The following is a 23,388-nucleotide window of genomic DNA, read 5'->3' as shown; positions in this document are numbered from 1 at the left end:
GTGGGTGCCCTGCCCAGGGGTGGAGGTCAGACCACGACGGTGAGGATCTTGCGGCCCGCCGTGGTGACGACCTCGAAGTGGTCGATCTTCTCCACCGGAAGGGCGGCGGCACCGTGCATGTAGAGCGGGTCGGGGGAGCCCGGGACGCCGTAACCGGGGGTCGGCACCGCCCAGCCCATCATGACGCGGCGTTCGCCGTTCTTGCCCACGGCCACCAGCTCGCACTCCAGCGGCCCTTTGACGCCCGACAGCTGGATCGCCGCGTGCGTGCCCCAGCCCTTGGACTCCAGCACCAGCCCGCCGCTCACCCCGTCGGCGCCGACGCCGGGCAGCGGCGTGCCCATGGCGTAGAACTGCTCGGCGGGCCCGAGTTGCGCGGTGTGCGCGGCCGGCGGCGTGCTCTCCCCGCCGAACTGGGCGCCGATCGTGAGGCCCCCCAGCACCAGGGTGACGGAGGCCGCCACGCCGATCACGAACGTGCTTCTGCGGGTGCGCCGGTCGGCGGCCTGCTTGCGGCGCAGCATGTCGATCACTTCGGGCGGCCGCCGCCCCCGGAGAGGGGGAGCGTCCTCCACGGGCCCGAGCCCGGTCAGCGCGTGGGCCACGCCGGACAGCTCCGTCAGCTCCACCTCGCAGGACCGGCAGCGGAGGAGGTGCGCTTCGAACGCCAGCCGGTCGTCTTCGTCCAGCAAGCCCAGGGCATAGGCGCCCACGTCGGTGTGCTCCACTCGCGAGTTCAAGCCGTCACCCCCCTCTCCTCCAGAGCGACCCGCAGGGCGCGGACCGCGTAGTAGACCCGGGACTTCACGGTGCCCACGGGAATGCCGAGCACCTTGGCGGCGTCGTTGACCGACCGGTCGCGCAGGATCGTCTCGTTGAGGATCTCGCGATGGGCCGGTGACAACGCCTTGAGCGCTTCGGACACGACCACCTGATGCAGGAGGCCCTCCATTTCATCGGGCACGGGCAATGTAGCCAGCGGCCCGTCGCCCAGCTCCTGGGGCCGGACCTCCCGTCGCCGTCGGTCATCGATCACAATACGTCTGGCCACCGTCGCGAGCCAGGGCATGAGTGAGGTCGCCTCCGGGTCGAGCCGCTCGGCGCTGCGCCAGGCCCGGATCATGGTCTCTTGTACGACGTCCTCTGCCCACTGCCTGTCGCCCGCGGTCAGCCGGATCACGAAGGCCAGTAGCGGCCGATGATACTGCTGATAGAGCTCGGACACGATCACGTCGGGGTCAGGGCGTACGCGTCTCAGCCACTGGCGTAACCGCGGTTTGCCCATGGGGGCTGCTCCCTCGGCCGAGGGTGGGGGATACGTGCTCAGTCGCATCATTCCCCTTTCTCGAGTCCGTCGGGAGGAAGTACGGCCGGCATACCTGTCGGGTTCAATCGATCGGGGATCATTGACCGAAAATTCGATTGCGTCCTCCACGGGCGGATGCGTAGAGTCACCCCAACGACCGGCGATTGAGCGAGGAGGTGGGGACCATGCGGACTGTGCTGTTCGTCATGCCGTCCATCAGCCTCCGGGTGCTCGCCTAGACCACCCGGGTTCCTTCTCAACCCAAGGGTGTAATTCCGTTGCTTTTCGATCTTTCTCTGCTCGGCTGGACCGCGTCTCGCGCCGCCGAGCTGCCTGACGGCACCGTCCCCGGCCGCGTCTCACGGGTCGACCGCGGGGCCGCCGAAGTCATCGCCGCCGACGGCAGGCATCGGGTCAAGTACGGCGCCAGGGTGCGCCGGGCGTCGGCCGACGACCCTGTCGCACTGCCGTGCGTGGGCGACTGGGCCGCGCTGTCCGAGCTGCCCGAGGGCCGCTACGAGCTCGACCTGGTGCTGCCCCGGCACACCGCGTTCGTCCGTGGCGGCGTGAGCCGCGACTCGCGGGGCGGCCTGTCGGGCGACGGCCAGGGCCAGGTGCTCGCCGCCAACGTCGACGTCGTCTTCGTCGCCGAGCCGTCCATGCACTCCAACGACTACGCCGACCTCGGCCGCATCGAGCGGCTGGTGGCGCTGGCCTGGGAGTCCGGCGGCACGCCGGTCGTCCTGGTCACCAAGTCCGACCTGTTCGAGCAGGGCCTGGACGAGCTGCTCGCCGACGTGCGCACCGCCGCGCCGGGAGTGGACGTGCACGCGGTGTCCTCGCTGCTGGGCGACGGCGTCGAGCTGGCGCGCGGCTACCTGGAGGGCGCCCGTACGGCCGTCGTGCTGGGCCCGTCGGGCGCCGGCAAGTCCACCCTCGTCAACGCCCTGGCGGGTGACGGCGTGATGGAGACCCAGCAGGTGCGCGCGGGCGACGGGCGGGGCCGGCACACCACCGTGCACCGGGAGCTCATCCCGCTGCCCGACGGCGGGCTCATCATCGACACGCCCGGCATCCGCCGGGTCGGGCTCTACGAGATGAGTCAGGGCGTCGACCTGGTCTTCGCCGACATCGAGGAGCTGGCCGGCGGCTGCCGGTTCGACGACTGCGGGCACGACAGCGAGCCCGGCTGCGCCGTACAGGAGGCGGTGGCGAGCGGGGAGCTGCCCGAGCGGCGGCTGCAGAGCTGGCGCAAGCTCCAGCGGGAGGCCACGTGGATGGCCGCGCGGACGGACGCGCGGCTGCGCAAGGACCTGCAGAGCAAGTGGAAGATCATCCACAAGGAGATGCGCCGCGCGGGCCGCAACCGGCCGTAGCGCCGCCGGGCGGTAGCGCCGCCGGGCGGTAGCGCCGCCCGGCCGTAGCGCCGCTTGGCTGTAGTGGCGCGCGGTCGTAGCGGCGCGCGGTCGTGCGAAGCGTGGGTCAGCGGGTACGACCAGGGTATGGAGCGCGTGTTCGTCGACCGTGTGGAGGCCGGTGAGCTGCTCGCCGAGCGGCTGCTCGCCATCCGCGACCCGGTGGTGCTCGCGCTGCCGCGTGGCGGGGTGGAGGTGGCCGAGCCGGTGGCACGCAGGCTCGGCGTCGCGCTCGACGTGCTCGTCACCCGGAAGATCGGCTATCCGCCGCAGCCCGAGCTGGGCGTCGGCGCGATAGCCGAGGGTGGCGAGCCGGTGTTCGACCTGCGCCTGCTGGCCCGGCTCGGTCTGACCCCCGAGGCACTGGCCCGCGTGGTGGCGGCCGAGCGGCGGGAGCTGGCCCGCCGGGTCAGGGTCTACCGGGGTGAGCGGCCGCTGCCCGCCCTGGCGGGCCGCGAGGTGATCGTGGTCGACGACGGTCTCGCCACCGGCGCGACCGCGCGGGCGGCGCTGCGGACGGTCGCCGCCGCCGGGCCCGCGCGGGTGACGCTGGCGGTGCCGGTCGGCGCCGCCGACACCGTGGCGGCGATCGGGCAGGAGGCGGACGAGGTGGTGGTGCTCTGCGTGCCCGCCCACTTCAGGGCGGTCGGCCAGTGGTACGAGCAGTTCGACCAGCTCACCGACGGCGACGTGCTGAACGTGCTGGCCCGGAACCGGCCCAAGGGCTAGGACGTGCCGGCCAGGAGCCGGTCCAGGGGATCAGCCCCGCAGCACGGCCCAGACGAGTTTGCGCGGGCCGCCGGGGGTGAGCCAGCCCCAGCCGGTGCACAGCGCGTCCACCAGCCGGAGCCCCCGGCCGTACTCGGCGAAGATGTCGGTCACGGCGGCGACCGGAGCCGCGTGGTTGTGGTCGGCGACCACGCAGGCGAACTCGGCGTCGTGGCGGATCAGCCGCAGCTGGATCGCCCCGCCCCCGTGGCGCATCGCGTTGGTGACCAGCTCGGAGACCACCAGTTGGGTGTCGAACGCGGCCCGCTCGGCTCCCCACGAGCCGAGCGTCTGACCGACGAACCGTCTGGCCACGGCGACGCACCCAGGCTCGAAAGCAGTGAGATCCTGGAACGTGAAAAGCGCGTCACAATCACTGGGGCGACCGTCGACCAGGATGGCCGAAAGCCATCCCGGTGGCCGGGTGCCGCTGGCGGCCTCCGGCCGGGCGTCGAAAGTCGTCATGTGGCCCCCGAAACGCGGTCTGGTGATCCAAGAGCCCATCTTTACGGGCACTGCTTGACGATGCAAGACTTTTCCGAGTTTACGGATGCAAAACGCATTTGCACGTGCAGATGATAGGGGAGAGATGACGTTGGGCCGACAACGCGCCGAAAGTGTGCGAAGTGCATCCCTGTTGACGCACGCGCCGGGCAGCCCGACCGTGCTCCGGATCATGCTCGGCACGCAACTGCGCAGGCTCCGCACCAAGCGCGGCATCTCCCGCGAGGACGCCGGCTACTCCATCCGCGCCTCGCACGCCAAGATCAGCAGACTGGAGCTCGGTCAGGTCAGCTTCAAGGAGCGCGACGTGGCCGACCTGCTGTCGCTCTACGGCGTCACCGACCCCGGCGAGCAGGCGCCGCTGCTCGCCCTGGCCAGGCAGGCCAACGCCCCGGGCTGGTGGCACAAGTACGCCGACCTGCTGCCCGGCTGGTTCGAGGTGTACATCGGGCTCGAAGGCGCCGCCTCGATCATCCGTACGTACGAGAACCAGTTCATCCCCGGCCTGCTCCAGACGCCCCGCTATGCCCGGGCCGTGATCGAGCTGGCCCACGAGAGGGCGCCCGAGCCGGAGATGGAGCGCCGGGTCCGGCTGCGTACCACCCGGCAGTGGCGGCTGTCGTGGGAGGACCCGCTCACACTGTGGGCGATCATCGACGAGGCGGTGGTGCGGCGGATGCTCGGCGGGCCCGACGTCATGCGGGAGCAGATCGAGCACCTGCTGGCGATGATGGCCGAGCCCAACGTGACCGTGCAGATCATGCCGTTCGAGCGGGGTGGGCACGCGCCGGCGGGCGGGCCGTTCAGCATTCTGCGCTTTCCCGAGCGCGAGCTGCCCGACGTGGTGTACATGGAGCAGCTCACCAGTGCCCTCTATTTGGATAAAACAGCCGAAACCGAGCATTACATCCGCGTGATGGACCGGCTGAGCGTCCAGGCGGAGCAGCCGGACCGGACCAGGCGCTTCCTGGAGGGCCTGCTCAACGGGTAAATCCCCCCGAACTCTGTGATCCACGGCATAGGGGAATTTTGGTCAACCCGTATATGCCGATCAGCGCGTCACCGTATCCTCGGGCCGTAAGCACGGATGCACGTGCATCCGTAAGGCCAAGGAGTCGCGCTCATGCCTGAGTTCCGGAATGGAACGCCCGCTCGTCGCCTGCCCGTCGTCTGGCGAAAGAGCGCGCGGAGCAATCCCAACGGCAACTGTGTCGAGGTGGCGCCCCTGCCGACCGGCGAGGTGGCGATGCGTAATTCCCGCTTTCCCGACGGCCCCGCACTGGTCTACACGCAGGACGAGATCACCGCGTTCGTCCTGGGAGCCAAGGACGGGGAGTTCGACGACCTGCTCGTCTAGGGGGATGAGTCAAAGCCAGGCCCGCTGAGAGCGGGCATGCGAAAGCCGCCGTCCGAAATCGGACGGCGGCTTTTCGGTGCGGGGGCTGAGGTCGCCTGATCAAGCAGTTGTCCCGACCGGGTTCGCCGGAGTCTGGGCTTGGCTGGCCAGACTCCGGATCATCGGGACAACTGCGGGATCACGCGAGGCTCTGCGGCTGCTGAGGCCGGGGGTCAGGCGGCGGAGATGCCGGCGCTGGCCGCGCGGCGCATGCGACGACGACGCTCGGAGGCGCGCTCGTCCTCGTTGAGGCCACCCCACGTGCCGTACTTCTCCGGACGGGACAGAGCGTAGTCAAGGCACTCGTTGCGGACGGGGCAACCGCCGCAGATCGCCTTGGCCTTGCGCTCGCGCACATCGCGCTCGGGCTGACGCTCTCCGTCAGGGCCGAAGAAGAGCACGAGGTCCTCACCCCGGCACGCGGCATCATCCTGCCAACCCCAGCTGGGGCGCGGGCGGGCGAGCTGCCGACGTACCTGAGACATGAGAAAACCACCTTCGTGAGAGGTATTTCGGTAATTGAAGCCGCATTGGACGCTTGGCTTATCTGTTCCAACGCAATCCAGGACCGTGATGTTCCCTTGGTCAGCTGAGGGCAGCCGTGGCGTACCGCACAGGGGTGAGCCTGTCCAGCGAAACCAGCCGGTAGGTGGTGATCTTCTCGGCGCAAGCCGTGCCACACGGCGCTTGGAACGCCGATGGCTCGATCACAACCTGGAACCGGACGTCTCCGCAGCGCACGATGGCTTCGGTGACGTCGCCGTCCGACCTTGAGGATTCCACGGCCACTGCGCCGACAGAGCACTCTCCCGTATGGGTTCGGGCGAAATGCTCGACGGCTTGCAATGGCTCAGGGATGCCTGCGCGTCCCCGGTAACGGTCGAGAATGATCTCGCCCGACCGGTACGCGTCAGCCGCTGCGATCGCAGCGGCCTGAGACATGCTGCCGTAGAAAATTCCGTGTGGCAAGCACACGAGGTTGGCGGCGTACCGATCGCCGCCAACGTGTGACGTTTCCCATACTCTGTCCGGCAAAAAATCTGCCAGCGAACGAGCCAGGGGCAATCCAATGCGGGCGCAGCACACATTGCGCTTGGCGTGTGTGCAGACCAGAAATACCGGCTCGTCTTCAAGTATGCAGGACTCGGGGACCACTCCGGCCACCAGCGAGTCCAGGTCAAGATCGTCAGGACCTGCGACGACGCCGCTCGCCAGCCATGGACGCTCGCCCACGGCGTACCCCAGTAGCACACGGATGCCCTGCTGTCTCGGGCGGGTGCGCTTTCCAGGACGGCGGATCAGCTGGGGACGGATGCCGCGTTCGAGCGCCCGCGCGACCAGTTTGGCGACGTTCTCAGGAAGCTCGGAGGTTTCCAGATGTGACGGCCACGGGCCCTCGTGTTCGATGAGCAGCCAGAGCCGGGCGCCCACCGTGGCGCTAGCCAGGGTGGGTATGCCACCTGTGTGGCAGCCCTCCGCATGCTCACAGCCCTTCGCCACACCGGCCCCCTTCCGCTTATTAGGTAAGACTAACCTAACGGAAAGGTGCTGTTTCAGCGGAATGCACCAAGTGCGGCCCACGCCGCCCGCTCCCGATCCTCGGCGACCAGGCCGATCCTGGTCCTGCGGTCGAGCAGATCGTCCGCGTCCAGCGCGCCCTCGTGCCGGACCGACCAGATCAGGTCGCCCAGGGTCAGGCCGAGCCCGACCGGCTCGGGGTGCGCCGTCACCAGCCGCTGCACGGCAGGGGCGTCGGCGCCGTAGCGGCGCACCAGCCTCGGGTGCGCGCCGGCGGGCACGGGCCCGGCTCCCACGAGCGGGAGCGCGGCGGTACGGCTCGGCCCCGCGCGCAGGCCGCGCACCGCGACCGCCCGGTCCACGGCGTCCTCGGCCATCCGCCGGTAGGTGGTGAGCTTGCCGCCCACCACCGTGACGATCCCGTCACGCGCCAGGACGGCGTGCCTGCGCGAGAGGTCCGCGGAGCGCCCGTCGGCGGCCAGGAGCGGCCTGAGGCCCGCGTAGGCCCCCGCCACGGCCGTGCGCGGCAGTTCGGTCTCCAGGACCGTGTTCAGCACGTCCAGGAGCGTCCTGATGTCCTCCTCCGGCGCCTGCGGCACATCGGGGACCGGCCCGTCCACGGTGACGTCCGTGAGTCCCACGTAGACCCGCCCGTCCGGCTGGGGCAGCACGAGCGCGAACCTGTTGCTCTCCCCGGGAATGGGCACGTGCAGCCCGGCGCGCAGCCCCGGCAGCGCGTCCGGCCGCAGCACGAGGTGCGTGCCGCGCGAGGGGCGCAGCCGGACGCCGGGGTCCAGCGTCCCCGCCCAGACGCCCGTCGCGTTGACCACCGCCCTGGCGCGGACGGTGAACTCCTCGCCCGTCAGCTCGTCACGCACCCGGGCGCCCGCCGGTGACAGCTCCAGGGCGCGGCAGCGGGTCAGGATCCGGGCGCCGTGCCCGGCCGCCGTCCTGGCCAGGGCCACGACCAGGCGGGCGTCGTCCAGCAGCCGCCCGTCCCAGGACAGCAGTCCGCCGCGCAGGCCGTACCGGATGAGGGCGGGCGCCAGCTCGCGCGCCCGCGTCGCGGTGAGGGTGGAGGGGCCGGGCAGCAGGCGGCGCGGGGTGCGCGCGGCGGCCCGCAGGCCGTCGCCGAGCCGGTAGCCGGTCATCACCAGGGCCGCCTGGCCGCCGGAGACGGCCGGCGTGAGCGGCAGCAGGTAGGGGAAGGCGCTGACCAGGTGCGGCGCGGTGCGGGTGAGCAGGTGGCCGCGCTCCAGCGCGCTCTCGTAGGCCACGCCCACCTGGCCCTTGGCGAGGTAGCGCAGGCCGCCGTGGATCATCTTGGAGCTCCACCTCGACGTGCCGAACGCCAGGTCGTGGGCGTCGATCGCGACCACGTTCAGCCCGCGCGCGGCGGCGTCCAGCGCCGCGCCCGCGCCCGTCGCCCCCAGCCCCACCACGAGCACGTCGGCCGTCTCCACCGCGGCCCGCGCCAGCTCCCTGGTCCTTCTGGCGGCGTTCAGCGAGCTGTCCTGCGGCGAGCTATCCAAGGTAGGCCTCCAGGATCGCGGTGAGCTCGGTGTCGAGATCGTCCAGCGTCAGCGGGCCGAGCATGGTCGGCGCCGACACCAGGAACGACTGGGCGATCAGCAGCACCGCCCTGGCCTTGCGCGGGTCTCCCAGCGCGGGCTCCAAAAGGTCCAGCACCGCCTCCTGGCTGGCCCCCCGCCGGTCGAGCAGATAGGGCAGCAGCATCTCGGGATCGGCCGCCACGATCTTGCGCCAGAGCGGGTGCTCGCGCATCCGGCGCACCCCCGTCACCACGGCGGGCACCGGATCCGACAGGTCGAGCCCGCTGATGATCGTGACCCACTCGCGGGTCATCAGGTCGCCGACCAGCGCGCGCACGTCCGTCCAGTGGCGGTAGAGCGTCATCCGGGACACCCCCGCCCGGCGGGCCACATCGGTGAGCGTGGTGCGCCGCACCCCGTAGGCGAGCACGCAGTCCCGGGCGGCGTCGAGCACACCCTCATTGTGACGAATCGACGGCATGTGTCACAGTGTATGCGTGCCTTCCGAACCGATGCTCTGGTCGGGCTGGGGCGACCCCGCCCAGGCCCGCGAGCTCCCCGCGCAGATCCGCGCTCTGCTGCACGACCTGCTCGGTGTCCGCGCGCCGGCCGCGCCCCCCGCCACCCTGGAGTCGGTACGGCTCACGCCGGTCACGCTGGAGCCCCGGCAGGTGCGGGCGCTCGCGGACCTGGTCGGCGCCGAACATGTCCTGACCTCTGATGAAGCGCGGGTCCGGCACACCCGCGGCAAGTCCACCCCCGACCTGATGCGGATCCGCGCCGGCGACGGCACGGACGCGCCGGACGCCGTCGTGCTGCCCGGCAGCCACGACGAGGTGACGCACCTGCTGCGGCTGTGCGCGGCCGAGCGGATCGCCGTCGTCCCCTTCGGCGGCGGCACTTCGGTCGTCGGCGGCCTGGCGGCGTCCCGTACCGGCTTCACCGGTGTCGTCTGCCTGGATCTGAGCCGGCTGGACCGGCTCGTCGACGTGGACACCACCTCGATGATCGCCACCTTCGAGCCGGGCGTGCGCGCGCCCGAGGCCGAGCGCCTGCTCGCCGCGCACGGCCTCACCCTCGGCCACTTCCCGCAGTCCTTCGAGTACGCCACCCTCGGCGGCTTCGCGGCGGCCCGGTCCAGCGGCCAGGCCTCGGCCGGCTACGGCCGCTTCGACGACATGGTCGCCGGGCTCACCGTGGCGACCCCGGCCGGCACCCTGGACCTGGGCCGGGCGCCCAAGTCCGCCGCCGGCCCCGACCTGCGCCAGCTCGTCCTCGGCTCGGAAGGCGCCTTCGGCGTCATCACCGGGCTCCGCCTGCGGGTCCGCCGGCTGCCCGCCGAGCGCCTGTACGAAGGCTGGCGGCTGCCCGGCTTCCGGGCGGGCGCCGCCGCGCTGCGCGCCCTCGCCCAGGACGGCCCGTTGCCCACCGTCCTGCGCCTGTCCGACGAGACCGAGACCATGATCGGACTGGCCCGCCCGGACGCCATCGGCGGCGGCGACTCCGGCTGCCTGGTGATCACCGGCTACGAGGGCGCGCGGGTCGCCGAGCGCCGCGCCGCCGCTTCCGCCGTCCTGTCCGGCCTCGGCGGCGAGCCGCTCGGCACCGAGCCCGGCGAGTCCTGGGCGCGCGGCCGCTTCTCGGCTCCCTACCTGCGCGACTCGCTGCTGGCCGCCGGGGCGACCGTCGAGACGCTGGAGACCGCGTGCTTCTGGGCGGGCCTGCCCCGGCTGTACGACGCGGTCCGGCTGGCGATGCTCGGCTCGCTCGGCTCGCCGCTGGTCATGTGTCACATCTCGCACGTGTACGAGACCGGCGCGTCGCTGTACTTCACCGTGGTGACCGCGCAGGACGCCGACCCGCTGGCCCAGTGGGAGCGCGCGAAGGCGGCGGCCAGCGAGGCGATCATCGAGGCCGGCGGCACCATCTCGCACCACCACGGCGTCGGCCGCGACCACCGCGACGCCTACGCCACCGAGATCGGCCCGCTGGGCACGGCGATCCTGCGCGCGGTCAAACACGAGGTGGACCCCTCCGGCATCCTGAACCCCGGCGTCCTGATCCCCTGAGGGCGACCGTCCGGGGTCCTGATCTCCTGCGGGTGTCCCGAAGCCGGGAGCGCTCCGGGCGCGGGGTCACGGCGGGGGAGGGAGGTCGTCGGCCTCGGACATCAGGGCGACGGCGTCGCCGTACCGGTGCAGGGACTGACAGACCTCCGCCAGGCAGCGCAGGTACGGCACCAGCGCGGCGCCGCCCGACCGCCGGGCGAGGCCGGCCGCCTCCTCGGCCAGGGGGAGGGCCTCGCCGGGACGTCCGCGCCGCAGGTGCAGGCGGGCCGCGGTGCGCAGCGCGCGGGCCAGCAGCGGCGTGTGCTCGGGGGCCTCGGCGACAAGGGCGCGGCTCATGGCGATCGCCCGGTCGACGCTCCTGATCGCGCCCCGTCCCCAGCGACGCTGGGTCTGCGCGTAGGCGAGCAGGCCCTCGACGGCCGTCACCGCCGTGGAGCTTCGCCGCAGCGCGTCATCGGAACCGTTGCGGGGCATGGAAGCCTCCCTGGCGGATGACAACCGCTTGCTCGGGGCGTCGAGGCTACACCATCCGTGCTGATGACGGCACTCTCCGTTTCAGGGTGCGCTTCTGGTGCGAGATGGCAAAGATGTGGTCATGGAGGAAATCGCGGCAGAGCGGGGGAAGCGGGCATCATCCCGGGTGTCCGAAGAGGGCGCCGGATGGACTTGCGCGCAGATCGGCACGTTCACCCGGCTCCGGCCGGACAAGCAGGGATTCAGCTGGCTGAACGTGCGCACACTGTGGCGCTCCAGGAACGAGGTGCTCGCCGGACTGTTCGGCGACCCGTCGGGGGAGGTGCGCGCGCGGTGGGTCGCCTCGCAACGGGAGCGCGAGGCCGACGCCGAGTTCCGGATCAGGCCGGACGTCGGGGAGAGCTTCGACTTCCTGCTGCTGGGCGACACCGGCGAGGGAGACGCCTCGCAGTACGCCGTCGTGCCGGGGATGCTGAAGGCGGGCCAGGGCACGGCCTTCGCGGTGATCGCCAGCGACGTGCTCTATCCGGCGGGATCGGGCAACGAGTACGGCGACAAGTTCTTCCGGCCGTACCAGGACTACGACGCGCCGATCTACGCCATCCCCGGCAACCACGACTGGTACGACGGGCTGGGCGGGTTCATGCGGGTGTTCTGTGACGCGCCGCCGCTCAAGCCCCGACCGGACCGGGGACCGCGCGGGTTACTGTGGCGGCGGCCGGAGACCATCGACGAGCGGGTGCTCGCCGAGGCCCGCGAGCTCAGGAGCAGGCCGTCGCAGCAGCCGGCCGGGCAGGCCGCGCAGCCGGGACCGTACTGGGTGATCGAGAGCCCGAGCCTGCTCGTCGTGGGCGTCGACACCGGCATCAAGGGGGCGATCGACCGCGAGCAGACCGCGTGGCTGCGCCGGGTGTCGCTCGACCCCCGCCCGAAGATCCTGGTCACCGGCAAGCCGATCTACACCCGCAACGAGTACAAGCCGTCCAAGCTGGAGGAGGGCGGCACCATCGACGACATCGTCCGCGCTCCCCGGCACCGCTACGTCGCGGCCATCGGCGGAGACGTGCACAACTACCAGCGCTACCCCGTCAAGGTCGGCGACCGGGTGATCCACTACATCGTCTCGGGCGGCGGCGGCGCCTTCATGCACGCCACCCACACCATCCGCCGCGTGGACGTGGGCGGGGTGCACGAGGACGACTACCGGAGCTATCCGCTGCGCGGGGACTCGCTGTCGTTCTACAGTCACCTGTACGCCAAGCGGCTGCGGATGAAGTGGATCGGCCTCACGCCCGACGAGGCGGCCTGCATCATGGCCGAGCAGATCAAGAACACCCCGGTCCGGCCCATCGACCGGCCGGTGAAGGTGACGGCGCGGATGAGGTGGGCGGCGCGGCTGCTCGGCTCCTGGCCGTGGCCGTTCCGGCTGCCGGTGGGTACGGTGTTCCAGCACTACCTGTCCGAGCTGTCGGACTGGGACACCCCGCCGTTCTTCAAGCAGTTCCTGCACCTGTCGGTCACTCCCGACCGGCTCACCGTGCGCTGCCTGGCCGCCACCGGCTGCCTGCAGCAGGAGCTGGAGCCGCCCGTCGAGGACGAGGTGCTGATCGATTTGACGGATTTGTCGTAGTCACCTGACAGTCTGGGAGACGTGTACACGGTCCTGGCAGGACAGACGATCCTCCCGGTCGGGGGGACGGCCGAGCAGGCCGGCGACCTGGCGGCGGCGGTGCGCGGCCACGAGGCCGCGCGGCCGCGGTGGGTGTGGGGCGACACCCGCGAGAGCTACCCGGGCCTGCTGCGCGCCGGCCTGCGGGTGGGACGCTGCCACGACCTCGCTCTCACCGAGGGCCTGCTGCTCGCCCACCAGGGCCGGTACGGCGAGCCCCGCTCGGCCAGGGCCGCCCACGCCCGGCTGCACGGCCTGCCCGTGCCGGACGAGCGGCCCGACGAGCCCGGCACGCTGTTCGCGCCCGAGCCGCTGGGCGCCGAGGCGGTCGCCGAGGTGCTGACCGACCAACTCCGGCGGATCGAGGCGCTGCCCGATCCGGGGCGGTTCCGGCTGCTCGTGGCGGCCGAGTCGGCGGGCGCGCTGATCGCCGCCGAGATGGGCCACGACGGCATGCCGTGGCGCGCGGACCTGCACGACGCCCTGCTCACCGACCTGCTCGGCCCCCGCCCGGTGCACGGCATGCGGCCGGCCAAGCTGCAGGCGCTGGCCGACGAGGTGTCGGCCGCGTTCGGCCATCCGGTCAACCCCGACTCGGTGCAGCAGCTCGTCAAGGCGTTCAAGAGCGCCGGGGTGGCGTTGAAGACCACCCGGTCCTGGGAGCTCAAGAAGCTCGACCACCCGGCGGTCGGGCCGCTGCTCGCGTACAAGGAGCTGGCCCGGCTGTACAGCTTCCACGGCTGGACCTGGGCGGATCAGTGGGTGCGCGACGGCCGCTTCCGCGCCGAGTACGTGGTGGGTGGCGTGGTGTCCGGGCGCTGGGCCACCAGCGGCGGCGGGGCGCTGCAGATCCCCAAGGTGATGCGGCGCGTGGTGGTGGCCGACGACGGGTGGACGTTGATCGTCGCCGACGCCGCCCAGCTGGAGCCGCGGGTGCTGGCCGCGATGGCCGGTGACGCGGGGCTGGCCGCCGCGGCCGGCGAGATCGACCTCTACTCGGCGCTGGCCAGGTCGTTCGGCGGCGAGCGCGACAACGCCAAGATCGCGATGCTGTCCGCCATGTACGGCGGCACCAGCGGCGACGCCGCCAAGCTGCTCGCGATGCTGCGCCAGCGCTTCCCGCAGGCTTACCGGTTCGTCGAGGACGCGGCCAAGGAGGGCGAGGAAGGGCGGCTGGTCCGCTCCTGGCTCGGCCGCACCAGCCCGCCGCCGTCCGGGCGGTGGAAGGAGCTCGTGTCCGGTCCGGAGGGCGCCAAGGCGGCTCGCGACCGGGGGCGGTTCACCCGCAACTTCGTGGTGCAGGCCACGGCCGCCGAATGGGCGCTGTCCCTCATGGCGGTGCTGCGCGGCCGGCTGCCCGACCCCGCCAGGCTGGTGTTCTTCCAGCATGACGAGGTCATGGTGCACTGCCCGCTGGACCAGGCCGAAGAGGTGATGGCCGGGGTCTCGGCGGCGGCCGCCGAGGCCAGCAGGCTGCTGTTCGGGAGCCGGACCCCGGTCCGGTTCCCGATGGAGGCGGTCGCGGTCAGCTGCTACGCCGACGCCAAGTGAGAGTCAGGTGCTGCGTCGGCGCCAGGTGATGGCGAGCCAGAGTCCCGCCGCTGTCACCATCACGCCGACCACCAGGCCGAGCACGCCGTAGGACAGGCCGCCCACGATCGCGCCGGCGATGATCGTGCCGGTGGCGCCGCAGACGTTCATCAGCAGGTCCGACAGCCCCTGCACCGCCGTCCGCCCTTCGAGCGGCACCGACTCGCTGACCAGCGCCGAGCCGGCCACCAGACCGCACGACCAGCCCAGGCCGAGCAGGAACAGCGCCACGCTCACCTGCCAGAGGCGGTGCCCGGCCGTGCCCGCCAGCACGGCGGAGGCCAGCAGCAGGCCCATGCCGGCCAGCAGCACCGGCACCCGGCCCGCCTTGTCCGCCAGCCAGCCCACCACCGGCGACAGCACGTACATGCCGCCGATGTGCAGGCTGATCACGAGGCCGATGACCTGCAGGGAGGAGCCGTCGTGGTGGAGCTGCACCGGGGTCATCGACATGATCGACACCATCGCGGTGTGGCTGACCGCGATCATCACCAGAGCCGTGCGCGCCATCGGTGCGGCCCGCAGGCTCAGCCAGCCGGTCCTGATCGTCCGGTTCCCGCCCTTGGCGGCGGGCGGCGTGCCGTCCAGTTCGCGGGCCAGCTTGAGTGGGTCGGGGCGCAGGCCGGACAGGATGATCACCAGCGCTCCCGCGAAGGCGAGCGCGGAGAACGCGAACGGCCCCGCCTTGCCCGCGAGTCCGGCGTCCAGGCCGATCCGGTCGGCGGGCTCGGCCAGCATGGGGCCGGCGACCGAGCCGATCGTGGCGGCCCAGACGACCAGGGACAGGTGCCTGGCGGCGTGGCCGGGCGGGGACAGGTCGGTGGCGGAGTAGCGGGCGGCCAGGTTGCCGGCGCTGCCGCCGCCCACCAGGACGAGCCCGGCCAGCAGCAGCGGCCAGTTCGCCAGGCCGATGGCCGTGACCGAGATCAGGCAGCCCAGCAGCGCCGCCAGGTAGGCCAGGGCCAGGCCCACCCGGCGCCCGCCCCGCCCCGCGACCTTGGCGATGGGCAGCGCCAGCAGCGCGGCGCCGAGCACGGTGGCGGTCCCGGCGAACCCGCTGATCACCGTCGAGCCCGACAGCTCGTCCACGACCACCGAGCTGAGGGCCAGGCCGACGGCGACTCCCACCCCGCCGACGATCTGCGCGCCCGACAGGACGCCCAACGTACGCCGCTGAATGCCACGGATGCGGTCAGGGGAGGAGACGGCGAACTTCGTGGGGGTGCTGGACACCCGTGAAGTCTCGCATAATCCTCAAGACACCCCAAAGGGGACAGATATCCTTATCCGGTCAGAGTACGGTCACCAGGTCACCCTTGGCGATCCGGCCCGTGCCGTCGGGGATGAGGTTGACGCCGAACCAGGTCTTGCCGTCCCACCTGCGGTGCCTGGCGAGCGTCCGGATCGGCTCCTTGCCCTTGGCCGTCGTCTCCGGATCCACGGTGGTCAGCACGCACCGGTCGCACAGTTTGGCCACCCGGAAGTCCACCTCGCCGATCCGCAGCCGCTGCCACGCGTCCTCGGCGAACGGGGCGTCCGCGCCGTCCACCACGACGCTCGGCCGGAACCTGCGCATCGACAGCGGCGCGGGCGGCGGCTCGCCGAGCTCGTCGGCCGTCCGCGCCACCCACGTGTCGAGCTGGGCCAGCGACGCCGTCGAGGTCAGCAGCAGCGGGTAGCCGTCGGCCAGGCTGACCCGGTCCTGCGGCAGGCCATAGGCGGGGTTGACCGGCCGGCGGGTCGGATCGTCCAGCCAGGCCAGCCTGCCGGTCCGCCCGATCAGCGCGGACATCCAGGCGGCGGCGTCGTCACCGCAGTCGGTGACCTCCACGGGCGTGCCCCAGACATCGGCCGTGAACCGGCGGGAGGTGGGGGTGACGCGCAGCGCGGCGGCGTGCGGGCCGGTGAGCGTGATGGTGTCACCCTCGGGCTCGGCCACGCAGGCCAGCATGATCGGGTGCTCACGAGCGCTGATCGGCCGGCCGCGCTCGTCGACGACGAGGTAACGCCGGTCGCCGGCCAGGCCCCAGGGTTGTACCTCGGCCTCGCCGACCTCAGGCCCGCTCGTCGACTTCACCGGATAGAAGTAGATGCTCCCCAACTCCATGCGGCAAAACGTACAGCACCCCGGCGACCGGCGGAATTACGGTCTGAAGGAGCGTGCGCGCGGCCCGCCGGAAACGACGCGGCCGGTCCGCCGAAGATCGCCGCGAGCCGGGGTCCGTCGCGGTCCACCGGTGCGGCGAGGTGTTAACGTTCCCGCTTGACTGAAGGGAGATCGACATGAGAGCCGCCACACCCGCGGTGACGTTCGACAGCGACGAGGTCGCGCTGCTCGGCGTTCTGCACCTGCCTGAAGGGGAGGGCCCGCACCCCGTGGCCGTTCTGCTGCACGGCTTCCCGGGCAACGAGCGCAACTTCGACCTCGCGCAGTCGCTGCGCCGGGCCGGATACGCCGCCTTGGTCTTCCACTATCGCGGCTCCTGGGGCGTCGGCGGCCATTGGTCGTGGGCGAACGCGCTTGAGGACGCCGGCCGCGTGGTGCGCGCGGTGCGGGAGGAGGCGTTCGCGGCCGCCCACCGGCTCGACCCCGGACGGCTGGCGGTCGTCGGGCACAGCTTCGGCGGCTTCGCGGCCTTGATGACCGCCGCCGGCGATCCGGGCATCGCCGCCACCGTCTCGGTCTCCGGCTTCGACTTCGGTACGGTCACCCGCGGGCTCGACCCCGCCGGGCGGCGCGCGTACGTGGCGGCCTTCGAGGGCGAGTTGCTCCCGCTGCGCGGGACCAGCGGCGAGGAGCTGGTCGGCGAGATGGAGGCGGCGGGGGAGCGGTGGAGCCTGGCGGCGCTGGCGCCGTCGTTCGCCGACCGGCCCGTGCTGCTCATCGGCGGCGGGCTGGACCCCGTCACGCCCGCCGAGGTGCATCACCGGCCGCTGGTGGGCGCCTACGCCGCGGCCCGGCTGGAGCATCACGAATGGGCGACCGACCATGCCCTGTCCGACCACAGAGTCGAGCTGGCCGAGACGGTCCGCGACTTCCTCGACCGCGCGCTCGGCGGGACGGCCCTGACGCCTGCGGGCGCGTCAGGCGGTCTGACGGAAGGTGTCTAGGAACACCTTGCGGGTCTTGGCCTGGTCGTCCCAGGTGAGCTCCGGCATCTCAAAGGTGATCTTGTAGGCGGTGCTGTCGTCGATCGTGACGTACCTGGACAGCGCGTGCATGGGGACGCCGTTCTTGGTCGTGTAGGTGTACTCCCAGTCGGCCGCCTTCCAGTCCCGGTAGCGCACCGCCTGGAGCTGCACCTGGATGTAGCCGTCCACGCCGCCGTCGGCCTCCGCGCGGCTCAGCTCCGCCAGGCCGCCGTCGGCCTGCGACGTCACGTCCTCGACCACGATGCGCGCGCTGGAGTCCTTCGGGCCTGAGAAGGTGGCCTCGCCTTCCGACGAGGCCAGCTTCCAGTCCGGAGGCACGCCGACCTTGAACCCGGCGGGTGTCTGCTCCCGATAGCCGTCGGGCACCGGCGAGGCCTCGGGCTCGGTGACGAGTGCACTGGCCGAGGGCGCGGAGGTGACCTCCAGCGGGGCCTGCGAGTCGCCGCTGCCGGAGGCGATGAACATCAGCACGGCCACCACGGTGAGCACGGACGCGACGGCGATGACGATCAGCAGCGGCGTCGGCCGCCCGTCCCGCACCCACGCGTTGCCCGTGTCCTCGGGCCTGCGCCTGCTCGTGGTGTTGCGGTGCGCCACGCCCGGCATGGTCGCCAGGCTGCGGTGCGCGGACTCCCGCGCCAGGCCGCGAGACTGATCGCGCAGGTCGTCGGCCGAGGCGAGCGGCCAGGGCGTGGGGCGGCCCGCGGTCCGGCTGTCACTGGTCAGCGGCAGGATCGGCGGCGCCGAGCGCTCGTCCGGAGCAGCTAAGGGGCCGTGCGGGCCGGAGTAGGGGTCCGGCGGCGCGCTGAGCGGCGGCTGCGGGTTCGACGAGCTGTCCAGCAGGCCGCGCGACACGAACGGCTCCTCCGGGAGGGGGTGCGCCCCCGAGGTGCTGTGCGGGCCGGAGATGTCCTGTGGCATCCGCTGCGCGCCCGAGGCGCTGGTGAACGCGTCGAACCTGTCCGGACGCGGCGACGGCGGCAACTGCTCGGTGCGGTGGCTGCCCGAGGGGCTCGACCCCCCGTCGAACGGCCTGGAGTAGCCGCCGGACGGGCTGTTCGGGTCGTACGGCACGCGTACCGGGCCTGAGGGTGTCTCCACGATCCGCGAGGGCAGCGGACCGGACGAGGAGTCCATGCCCCGGGCCGGGGTGAGGTCGGGCTGCGGCGGCAGAGGCTGCTGCGGCGGCTGCTGGGTGCGCGGCCGCACCGCGCCGTGCGCGCTCAGCACCCGCTCCAGCATCTCCCCGACCTGCTCGGCGGTGAGCCGCTCCGCCGGGTTCTTGCGGAGCAGGCCCTCGATGACGGGCCCCAGCGCGCCCGCGTGCTGGATCGGGTTCGGCGCCTGGGTGAGCACCGCGCCGAGCACCGCGATCGCGTCCGGCCCCTCGTACGGCGGACGTCCCTCGACCGCGGCGTACAGCGTCGCCCCGAACGACCACAGGTCGGCCGCCTGGGTGAGCTGCTGCCCGGACAGCCGCTCCGGTGGGACGTAGGCCGGCGAGCCCATGAGCAGCCCGGTCTGCGTGATCGTCACATCGCCCTCGATCGCGGCGATGCCGAAGTCCGTCAGCACCACCCGGTCGGAGGTGAGCAGCACGTTGCCCGGCTTGATGTCGCGGTGCAGGATGCCGGCGGCGTGCGCGTGCCGGACCGCGTCCAGCACCCGGATGCCGATCTCCGCGGCCTGGATCACCGGCAGCGGGCCGCTCTGCCGCACCGCCTGCTCCAGGGACCAGGCCCGGACCAGCTCCATGACGATCCAGGGCCGGCCGTCCTCCTCGACCACGTCGTGCACGGTGACGATGCCCGGATGGGTCAGCCGCGCGGCGGACCTGGCCTCACGCAGCATCCGCCGGTAAGCCACCTGCTTGCCCGCCTGGTCGAGCCCGAACGGCAGGATGAGCTCCTTGACCGCCACGTCGCGGGCCAGCAGGACGTCGTGGGCGTGCCAGACCATGCCCATGCCGCCCCTGCCGACCGGCGACATCAGGCGGTAGCGCCTGCCGATCAGGCGGCCCTGGCTCTGCGGAGCGCCGCCTTCGACGCCGCGGTCCGCTGCCATGTCCGCCCCCATCATCAGTCTCTTCGCCCCTGCGTGGCGGCTCCAGATTACGAGGTTCGCCACCATATAGGCGCAACACTCGGAGGGAAAGCTGAAGGCTCTTTACTGAAGAGCCGACGTGGGTCCGTCCGCGAAGGGATCCGCTGCTGCGTCGGCCAGGGCCGCGAGGGCGCTGGTGAACGCCTCGGCGGGCGGGCTCACCAGACCGGCGCCGACCTGCCCGGTGCCCGCCACCCGTCCGGCGATCCCGGTGTTGACCACCGGCAGCACGCCGGTCCTGGCGACCAGCGTCACGTCGATCCCCACCGGCGTGCCACGGAAGCCCAGCCCGGGAATCTGGTAGGCGGGGTGCTCGGCCAGCGTGATCTCGTACATCGACCGGGTCGCCGCCACCGCGTCCGCCACCTCGCCGCCCACGAACCGCACGATGGCCGGGGCCGCCGCCATCGCGAACCCGCCCAGCCCCGACGTCTCGGTGATGGTGGAGTCGCCGATGTCCGGATTGGCGTCCGCCGGACCGTACGCGCCCAGATAGAGCCCGTCCGGCACGCCCGCCGGGCCGGTGAACCACCGTGAGCCGAGCCCCGAGACCTGCACGCCGAAGTCGGTGCCGTTGCGCGCCATCGCGACGACCAGCGACGACCCCGGGATGTCGCGGGCCGCGTCGGTGCTCACCTTGGCCGCCGCCATGCCCGCGTTCAGGAAGAAGTGGTCGTTGCCGGCGATGAAGCGCAGCACCTCGGAGGCGGTGGCCGGCGCGGCGTCGGCCACGGCGGGGGCGAGCTCGCGCAGCAGCAGCGAGGTCGCCGCCCGATTGCGGTTGTGCAGCTCGTCGCCCATCTGCAGCGCCTGCGCGATCAGCGACCGCAGGTCGATCGGCCCGGCCAGCTCGACCGCCGCCGACAGCACCGGTCCCAGCACGTTGTCCATCCAGCGCAGCCGGTCCAGCACCTCGGGGCCGAACGCGCCATAGCGCAGCACCTTGCCCAGGCCCTCGTTGAGCGAGCAGTAGGCGGTCCCGCCGTGTTCGGCGTCGCGTACCTCGAACATCCACATCGACGGACTCACCACGCCCGCCATCGGCCCCACGGTCGCGTGCTGATGGCAGGGCTCGAGCCTGACCTGGCCGGCGGACAGGGCGGCGGTGGCCTCGCGCTCGTCGCGGGCGTACCCCTCCAGCAGCATCGCGCCGATCAGTGCCCCCCGCATCGGGCCCGAGGCCCGCTGCCAGGTGATGGGCGGGCCCGCGTGCAGGAACATCCCCGCCGGCAGCCGCAGCACCTCCGACGCCCGGCGCACTCCCACGAGGTACGGGCGGGCGGTGGTGAGCCGGTGGACGGCGAGCTCGTCGGCCGCGTGCCGGCGCGGGTCGGCGAGGATCCTGGCCAGGGCGCCGGCCGTGCCCGCCAGGGGCGGCCGCCAGGCCACGGCGGTGACGTCGGCCGCCTGCTCGCGCAGCGACTCCGCCAGAAGGCTCGCGCCGGCCGTGATCACCTGGGGCGGGCCGTCGAGCAGCGTCATCGATCCTCTCCTTGTACGTGACCTCCGGGATGACCGAGCAGGCTCGCGGCGTGGCGGGCGGCCTGGGCGTTGGAGGCGAAGACGGTGGCGCCCGCCCGGCAGAGCGCGGCGCGCTGCTCCCGCAGGCCCTGCGGATCGGCCTCGGTGCCGATGAGCGCGACCACGACGGGCGCCGGGACGCTCGCGATGACGGGGGCCAGCCCGGCGGCCGGATCGGGGTCCGCGCCGTGGCCGAGCACCACGTCCATGAGCACCACGTCGCCCGGCCGCACCCGGCGCAGCGCCTCCAGCCGGAGCGTCGGATCGATCATCGGGTGCGCGCGGCCCCGGGTGTAGGCATCGTCGCCGTAGTCGGTGAACTCACCCCGCCCCGCGACCAACGCCGCCTCGGCACACAACGTCCCCCCCGAATAGACCCCCACAAGCCCACCCCCCACCGACCTACCCGGCCCACCCGGTCCGGCTGACGTGTCGGCGGGGTGGTGCGGCCAGCGGGGGACCGGTAGGTCGAGGGCGTGCAGGGCCGTCTCCGTCGCCGCGGTCAGGTCCCCGCCCTGCCCGAGCAGCGCCGTCACGACCGGCGTGCGCAGCGTCGCGATGACTTTCTGTACGGCGTCCGCCACGCCCGGGGCGGGCGGCTTGGAGATGAGGATGATGAGCTCGGTGGCCGGATCGTCGTCGAGCATCCGCAGCGCCCGCAGCGTGGAGCGGCCGCCGATCGGCGCGGACAGGTCCCTTCCCCCGACGCCGAGCACCTGGCTGACGCCCACCCCGGCCAGGTCGAGCAGGCAGGTGACCTGCTGCGCGCCGGTGCCGGAGGCGGCGACCACGCCGACCGGGCCGGGCCTGAGCACGTTGGCGAAGCCGAGGCCGACGCCGCCGATGACGGCCGTGCCGCAGTCGGGGCCCATGACCAGCAGGCCGCGCTCGTCGGCCCGCTCCTTCAGCAGGCGCTCCTGCTCGACGGGCACCCCGTCACTGAAGATCATCACAGGCAGTCCGGCCTCGATGGCGTCCAGCGCCTCACCGAAGGCGTGCTCGCCCGGCACCGACACCAGCACCAGATCCGCGGCCGACCGGGCCGCCGCCGAGCGGGTGGTGAGCGGCGGCTGCTCGGCCGCCTGGCCCCCCTGCACCGCCTGCGCCCGCAGCCGGCTGTCCAGCTCGGCCACCGCCGCGTCGACGTCCGCGCCGCGCAGCGCCACCAGCAGATCGCCCGGCCCGGCCTCGGGCACCTCGAAGCCCAGGTCGCGGGCGAGATCGAGGTTGAGCTCCGTGGCCATGGCCACGATGGCCACCTGCGTGCCGGGCAAGTCCGCCAGAGCGCCGCTCACCCGCATGAGCGTCACCGAGTCGTAGTAGGCCCCCCGCCGAACGAACACGGCGTCGGGCGTCGCGTTCGGGTCGTTCATCGGGGGTCTCCCAGGGCGAGGACCGCGTCGAGGCCGATGGCGATGCCCTGGGCGAGGTCGGCGCCGGAGGTGTGGCCGAGGCTGTGCAGGCGTCGTAGCGCGGGTTCGAGGGGCTGGCGCCCGGCGAGGCCGCGTAGTACGGCGATCACCTCGGGGCACGCCTCCCCCCGGGCGGCGCAGTGCAGCAGCGTCGCCGAGAGCGGTGTCGTACGGGTGCGGGCGTCGAAGGTGACGGCCGCCGCCAGCCAGCCGCCGAGCCGTACCGCCCGCTCGACCCCGGTCGCGGTGCCCAGGTGCCGGAGCGTCACCAGCAGTCCGGCCAGCACGTCGTCCCCGCTCGGGGTGAGGCCGGGACCGAGGCCCACCAGCCGCTCCGCCGCCGTCACCGCGCCCAGCAGCCAGCCGGAGGCGCAACTGGCGGCCAGCAGCTCGACCGCGTCGTGCCCCGCCAGTCCAGGCGCGCCCTGAGCCTCGCCGGTCAGGCACAGCGACGCGGGCTCGCGCGGACCGACGCCGGCCAGGCACAGCGACGCGAGCTTGCGCGGATCGACCTCGCCCAGCGCGGGCGCGGGATCCCACCAGCGGCGCACCCGCAGGCTCAGCCGCCCCACCTCCACCGACCCGTCCCCGGCGAACGCCTCGTCACCCACCGTGACGTGCGGCAGCTCGGCGGCGAGGAGCAGCGAGTTGGGCAGCCGGATGCCCTCGCCGCTGATGACGGCGATCACCGACGGCTCCAGCTCGGTCCTGACCTCGAGGTATATCCCGGCGGAGAACGCGGCGAGCACCCGGGCGGGACGCCGGGGCGACTCCAGGACGGGACGTACCGCCGTGCTGGCGGCGCCCGTGACATGGACGCGAACCCGCCGAGCGTGTGTACCGACCGTCACCCGACCTCCCTACGGACCCTGACCTGACCGTAGAACGGTCCCGGCAACCCCCCGTACGGAGAAATTTGCCAACAGTCGGCGGGAAG

General features: G+C 72.6%; 22 protein-coding genes. 8 read left to right on the top strand and 14 right to left on the bottom strand.

Annotated features, from left to right (window positions below):
- Nucleotides 1–26 precede the first annotated feature (26 nt).
- Both OHA68_RS42630 and OHA68_RS42625 read right to left on the bottom strand, forming a co-directional pair.
- Nucleotides 27–740: an anti-sigma factor family protein gene (locus tag OHA68_RS42630; protein WP_327105322.1), complete on the bottom strand. Its 714-nt coding sequence runs from the start codon at nt 738–740 to the stop codon at nt 27–29.
- The gene (locus tag OHA68_RS42625; protein ID WP_263653187.1) at nt 737–1,285 is read right to left on the bottom strand and encodes a sigma-70 family RNA polymerase sigma factor; all 549 of its coding nucleotides are present in this window, start codon (nt 1,283–1,285) and stop codon (nt 737–739) included. The genes OHA68_RS42630 and OHA68_RS42625 overlap by 4 nt, the downstream gene beginning before the upstream one ends.
- 299 nt (nt 1,286–1,584) lie before the next feature.
- Here OHA68_RS42625 and rsgA point away from each other — a divergent pair, with 299 nt between their 5' ends.
- Together rsgA and OHA68_RS42615 are read left to right on the top strand one after the other, a co-directional pair.
- Nucleotides 1,585–2,682 carry a ribosome small subunit-dependent GTPase A gene (gene rsgA / locus OHA68_RS42620; RefSeq protein ID WP_327105321.1) on the top strand — a complete coding sequence of 366 codons (1,098 nt, stop codon included), beginning with the start codon at nt 1,585–1,587 and terminating at the stop codon, nt 2,680–2,682.
- Between the two features lie 126 nt (nt 2,683–2,808).
- Nucleotides 2,809–3,450 (top strand): phosphoribosyltransferase, encoded by a 642-nt coding sequence (locus OHA68_RS42615; protein WP_189143851.1) that lies wholly within the window; start codon nt 2,809–2,811, stop codon nt 3,448–3,450.
- Between the two features lie 30 nt (nt 3,451–3,480).
- On the opposite strand, the gene OHA68_RS42610 is transcribed toward OHA68_RS42615, so the two are convergent.
- Nucleotides 3,481–3,954 carry an ATP-binding protein gene (locus OHA68_RS42610; RefSeq protein ID WP_327105319.1) on the bottom strand — a complete coding sequence of 158 codons (474 nt, stop codon included), beginning with the start codon at nt 3,952–3,954 and terminating at the stop codon, nt 3,481–3,483.
- Nucleotides 3,955–4,084: 130 nt separating this feature from the next.
- Here OHA68_RS42610 and OHA68_RS42605 point away from each other — a divergent pair, with 130 nt between their 5' ends.
- Entirely contained in the window at nt 4,085–4,984 is a 900-nt protein-coding gene (locus OHA68_RS42605) for a helix-turn-helix domain-containing protein (protein WP_407674530.1), read from the top strand.
- Between the two features lie 132 nt (nt 4,985–5,116).
- Complete coding sequence (locus OHA68_RS42600; protein WP_189143854.1) at nt 5,117–5,350, top strand: DUF397 domain-containing protein; 234 nt, start codon at nt 5,117–5,119, stop codon at nt 5,348–5,350.
- Nucleotides 5,351–5,562: 212 nt separating this feature from the next.
- Here the strand turns inward: OHA68_RS42600 and OHA68_RS42595 are convergent, their stop codons facing one another.
- From OHA68_RS42595 to OHA68_RS42580, 4 genes are all read right to left on the bottom strand, one after another.
- Nucleotides 5,563–5,874 carry a WhiB family transcriptional regulator gene (locus tag OHA68_RS42595; RefSeq protein ID WP_157245964.1) on the bottom strand — a complete coding sequence of 104 codons (312 nt, stop codon included), beginning with the start codon at nt 5,872–5,874 and terminating at the stop codon, nt 5,563–5,565.
- A 100-nt stretch (nt 5,875–5,974) separates the two neighbouring features.
- Nucleotides 5,975–6,889 carry a sucrase ferredoxin gene (locus OHA68_RS42590; protein WP_189143855.1) on the bottom strand — a complete coding sequence of 305 codons (915 nt, stop codon included), beginning with the start codon at nt 6,887–6,889 and terminating at the stop codon, nt 5,975–5,977.
- Nucleotides 6,890–6,942: 53 nt separating this feature from the next.
- The gene (locus OHA68_RS42585) at nt 6,943–8,439 is read right to left on the bottom strand and encodes a glycerol-3-phosphate dehydrogenase/oxidase (protein ID WP_327105318.1); all 1,497 of its coding nucleotides are present in this window, start codon (nt 8,437–8,439) and stop codon (nt 6,943–6,945) included.
- Nucleotides 8,432–8,941 (bottom strand): TetR/AcrR family transcriptional regulator, encoded by a 510-nt coding sequence (locus OHA68_RS42580; protein ID WP_327105317.1) that lies wholly within the window; start codon nt 8,939–8,941, stop codon nt 8,432–8,434. The genes OHA68_RS42585 and OHA68_RS42580 overlap by 8 nt, the downstream gene beginning before the upstream one ends.
- 31 nt (nt 8,942–8,972) lie before the next feature.
- Between OHA68_RS42580 and OHA68_RS42575 the strand changes: the two genes are divergently transcribed.
- Entirely contained in the window at nt 8,973–10,529 is a 1,557-nt protein-coding gene (locus OHA68_RS42575; RefSeq protein WP_327109621.1) for an FAD-binding oxidoreductase, read from the top strand.
- 66 nt (nt 10,530–10,595) lie between these two features.
- On the opposite strand, the gene OHA68_RS42570 is transcribed toward OHA68_RS42575, so the two are convergent.
- On the bottom strand, nt 10,596–11,003 hold the full coding sequence (locus OHA68_RS42570; protein WP_327105316.1) for a tetratricopeptide repeat protein: 408 nt from the start codon (nt 11,001–11,003) through the stop codon (nt 10,596–10,598).
- Between the two features lie 121 nt (nt 11,004–11,124).
- On the opposite strand from OHA68_RS42570, the gene OHA68_RS42565 reads away from it, so the two are divergent.
- Both OHA68_RS42565 and OHA68_RS42560 read left to right on the top strand, forming a co-directional pair.
- Complete coding sequence (locus tag OHA68_RS42565; protein WP_327105315.1) at nt 11,125–12,633, top strand: metallophosphoesterase family protein; 1,509 nt, start codon at nt 11,125–11,127, stop codon at nt 12,631–12,633.
- A gap of 21 nt (nt 12,634–12,654) precedes the next feature.
- Nucleotides 12,655–14,223: a bifunctional 3'-5' exonuclease/DNA polymerase gene (locus OHA68_RS42560; RefSeq protein WP_327105314.1), complete on the top strand. Its 1,569-nt coding sequence runs from the start codon at nt 12,655–12,657 to the stop codon at nt 14,221–14,223.
- Between the two features lie 3 nt (nt 14,224–14,226).
- Here OHA68_RS42560 and OHA68_RS42555 read toward each other — a convergent pair whose 3' ends face one another.
- Together OHA68_RS42555 and OHA68_RS42550 are read right to left on the bottom strand one after the other, a co-directional pair.
- Nucleotides 14,227–15,495, bottom strand: a complete 1,269-nt coding sequence (locus OHA68_RS42555) for an MFS transporter (protein WP_327105313.1) — start codon at nt 15,493–15,495, stop codon at nt 14,227–14,229.
- Nucleotides 15,496–15,553: 58 nt separating this feature from the next.
- Entirely contained in the window at nt 15,554–16,369 is an 816-nt protein-coding gene (locus OHA68_RS42550; RefSeq protein ID WP_327105312.1) for an MOSC domain-containing protein, read from the bottom strand.
- A 176-nt stretch (nt 16,370–16,545) separates the two neighbouring features.
- Here OHA68_RS42550 and OHA68_RS42545 point away from each other — a divergent pair, with 176 nt between their 5' ends.
- Entirely contained in the window at nt 16,546–17,373 is an 828-nt protein-coding gene (locus tag OHA68_RS42545) for an alpha/beta hydrolase family protein (RefSeq protein ID WP_327105311.1), read from the top strand.
- On the opposite strand, the gene OHA68_RS42540 is transcribed toward OHA68_RS42545, so the two are convergent.
- From OHA68_RS42540 to OHA68_RS42525, 4 genes are all read right to left on the bottom strand, one after another.
- On the bottom strand, nt 17,347–19,479 hold the full coding sequence (locus OHA68_RS42540; RefSeq protein ID WP_327105310.1) for a serine/threonine-protein kinase: 2,133 nt from the start codon (nt 19,477–19,479) through the stop codon (nt 17,347–17,349). The two genes, OHA68_RS42545 and OHA68_RS42540, sit on opposite strands and share 27 nt — an antisense overlap.
- Nucleotides 19,480–19,581: 102 nt before the next feature.
- A complete protein-coding gene (locus OHA68_RS42535) occupies nt 19,582–21,000 on the bottom strand; it encodes a YlbE family protein (RefSeq protein ID WP_327105309.1) in 1,419 nt (472 codons plus the stop codon).
- Nucleotides 20,997–22,412, bottom strand: a complete 1,416-nt coding sequence (locus tag OHA68_RS42530) for an FdrA family protein (RefSeq protein WP_327105308.1) — start codon at nt 22,410–22,412, stop codon at nt 20,997–20,999. The genes OHA68_RS42535 and OHA68_RS42530 overlap by 4 nt, the downstream gene beginning before the upstream one ends.
- On the bottom strand, nt 22,409–23,302 hold the full coding sequence (locus OHA68_RS42525) for a DUF2877 domain-containing protein (RefSeq protein ID WP_327105307.1): 894 nt from the start codon (nt 23,300–23,302) through the stop codon (nt 22,409–22,411). The genes OHA68_RS42530 and OHA68_RS42525 overlap by 4 nt, the downstream gene beginning before the upstream one ends.
- Between the last annotated feature and the right edge of the window lie 86 nt (nt 23,303–23,388).

The organism is Nonomuraea glycinis (genome assembly GCF_035920485.1).
GTDB lineage: Bacteria > Actinomycetota > Actinomycetes > Streptosporangiales > Streptosporangiaceae > Nonomuraea > Nonomuraea glycinis.
This window is presented reverse-complemented; position numbering and strand designations above follow the sequence as displayed.

Coding starts and splice junctions, on each gene's coding strand:
- OHA68_RS42625 (WP_263653187.1), bottom strand. CDS start 1,285: ATGGGCAAACCGCGGTTACGCCAGTGGCTGAGACGCGTACGCCCTGAC.
- OHA68_RS42615 (WP_189143851.1), top strand. CDS start 2,809: ATGGAGCGCGTGTTCGTCGACCGTGTGGAGGCCGGTGAGCTGCTCGCC.
- OHA68_RS42610 (WP_327105319.1), bottom strand. CDS start 3,954: ATGACGACTTTCGACGCCCGGCCGGAGGCCGCCAGCGGCACCCGGCCA.
- OHA68_RS42600 (WP_189143854.1), top strand. CDS start 5,117: ATGCCTGAGTTCCGGAATGGAACGCCCGCTCGTCGCCTGCCCGTCGTC.
- OHA68_RS42595 (WP_157245964.1), bottom strand. CDS start 5,874: ATGTCTCAGGTACGTCGGCAGCTCGCCCGCCCGCGCCCCAGCTGGGGT.
- OHA68_RS42580 (WP_327105317.1), bottom strand. CDS start 8,941: ATGCCGTCGATTCGTCACAATGAGGGTGTGCTCGACGCCGCCCGGGAC.
- OHA68_RS42575 (WP_327109621.1), top strand. CDS start 8,973: ATGCTCTGGTCGGGCTGGGGCGACCCCGCCCAGGCCCGCGAGCTCCCC.
- OHA68_RS42570 (WP_327105316.1), bottom strand. CDS start 11,003: ATGCCCCGCAACGGTTCCGATGACGCGCTGCGGCGAAGCTCCACGGCG.
- OHA68_RS42565 (WP_327105315.1), top strand. CDS start 11,125: ATGGAGGAAATCGCGGCAGAGCGGGGGAAGCGGGCATCATCCCGGGTG.
- OHA68_RS42550 (WP_327105312.1), bottom strand. CDS start 16,369: ATGGAGTTGGGGAGCATCTACTTCTATCCGGTGAAGTCGACGAGCGGG.
- OHA68_RS42545 (WP_327105311.1), top strand. CDS start 16,546: ATGAGAGCCGCCACACCCGCGGTGACGTTCGACAGCGACGAGGTCGCG.
- OHA68_RS42540 (WP_327105310.1), bottom strand. CDS start 19,479: ATGGCAGCGGACCGCGGCGTCGAAGGCGGCGCTCCGCAGAGCCAGGGC.
- OHA68_RS42535 (WP_327105309.1), bottom strand. CDS start 21,000: ATGACGCTGCTCGACGGCCCGCCCCAGGTGATCACGGCCGGCGCGAGC.
- OHA68_RS42530 (WP_327105308.1), bottom strand. CDS start 22,412: ATGAACGACCCGAACGCGACGCCCGACGCCGTGTTCGTTCGGCGGGGG.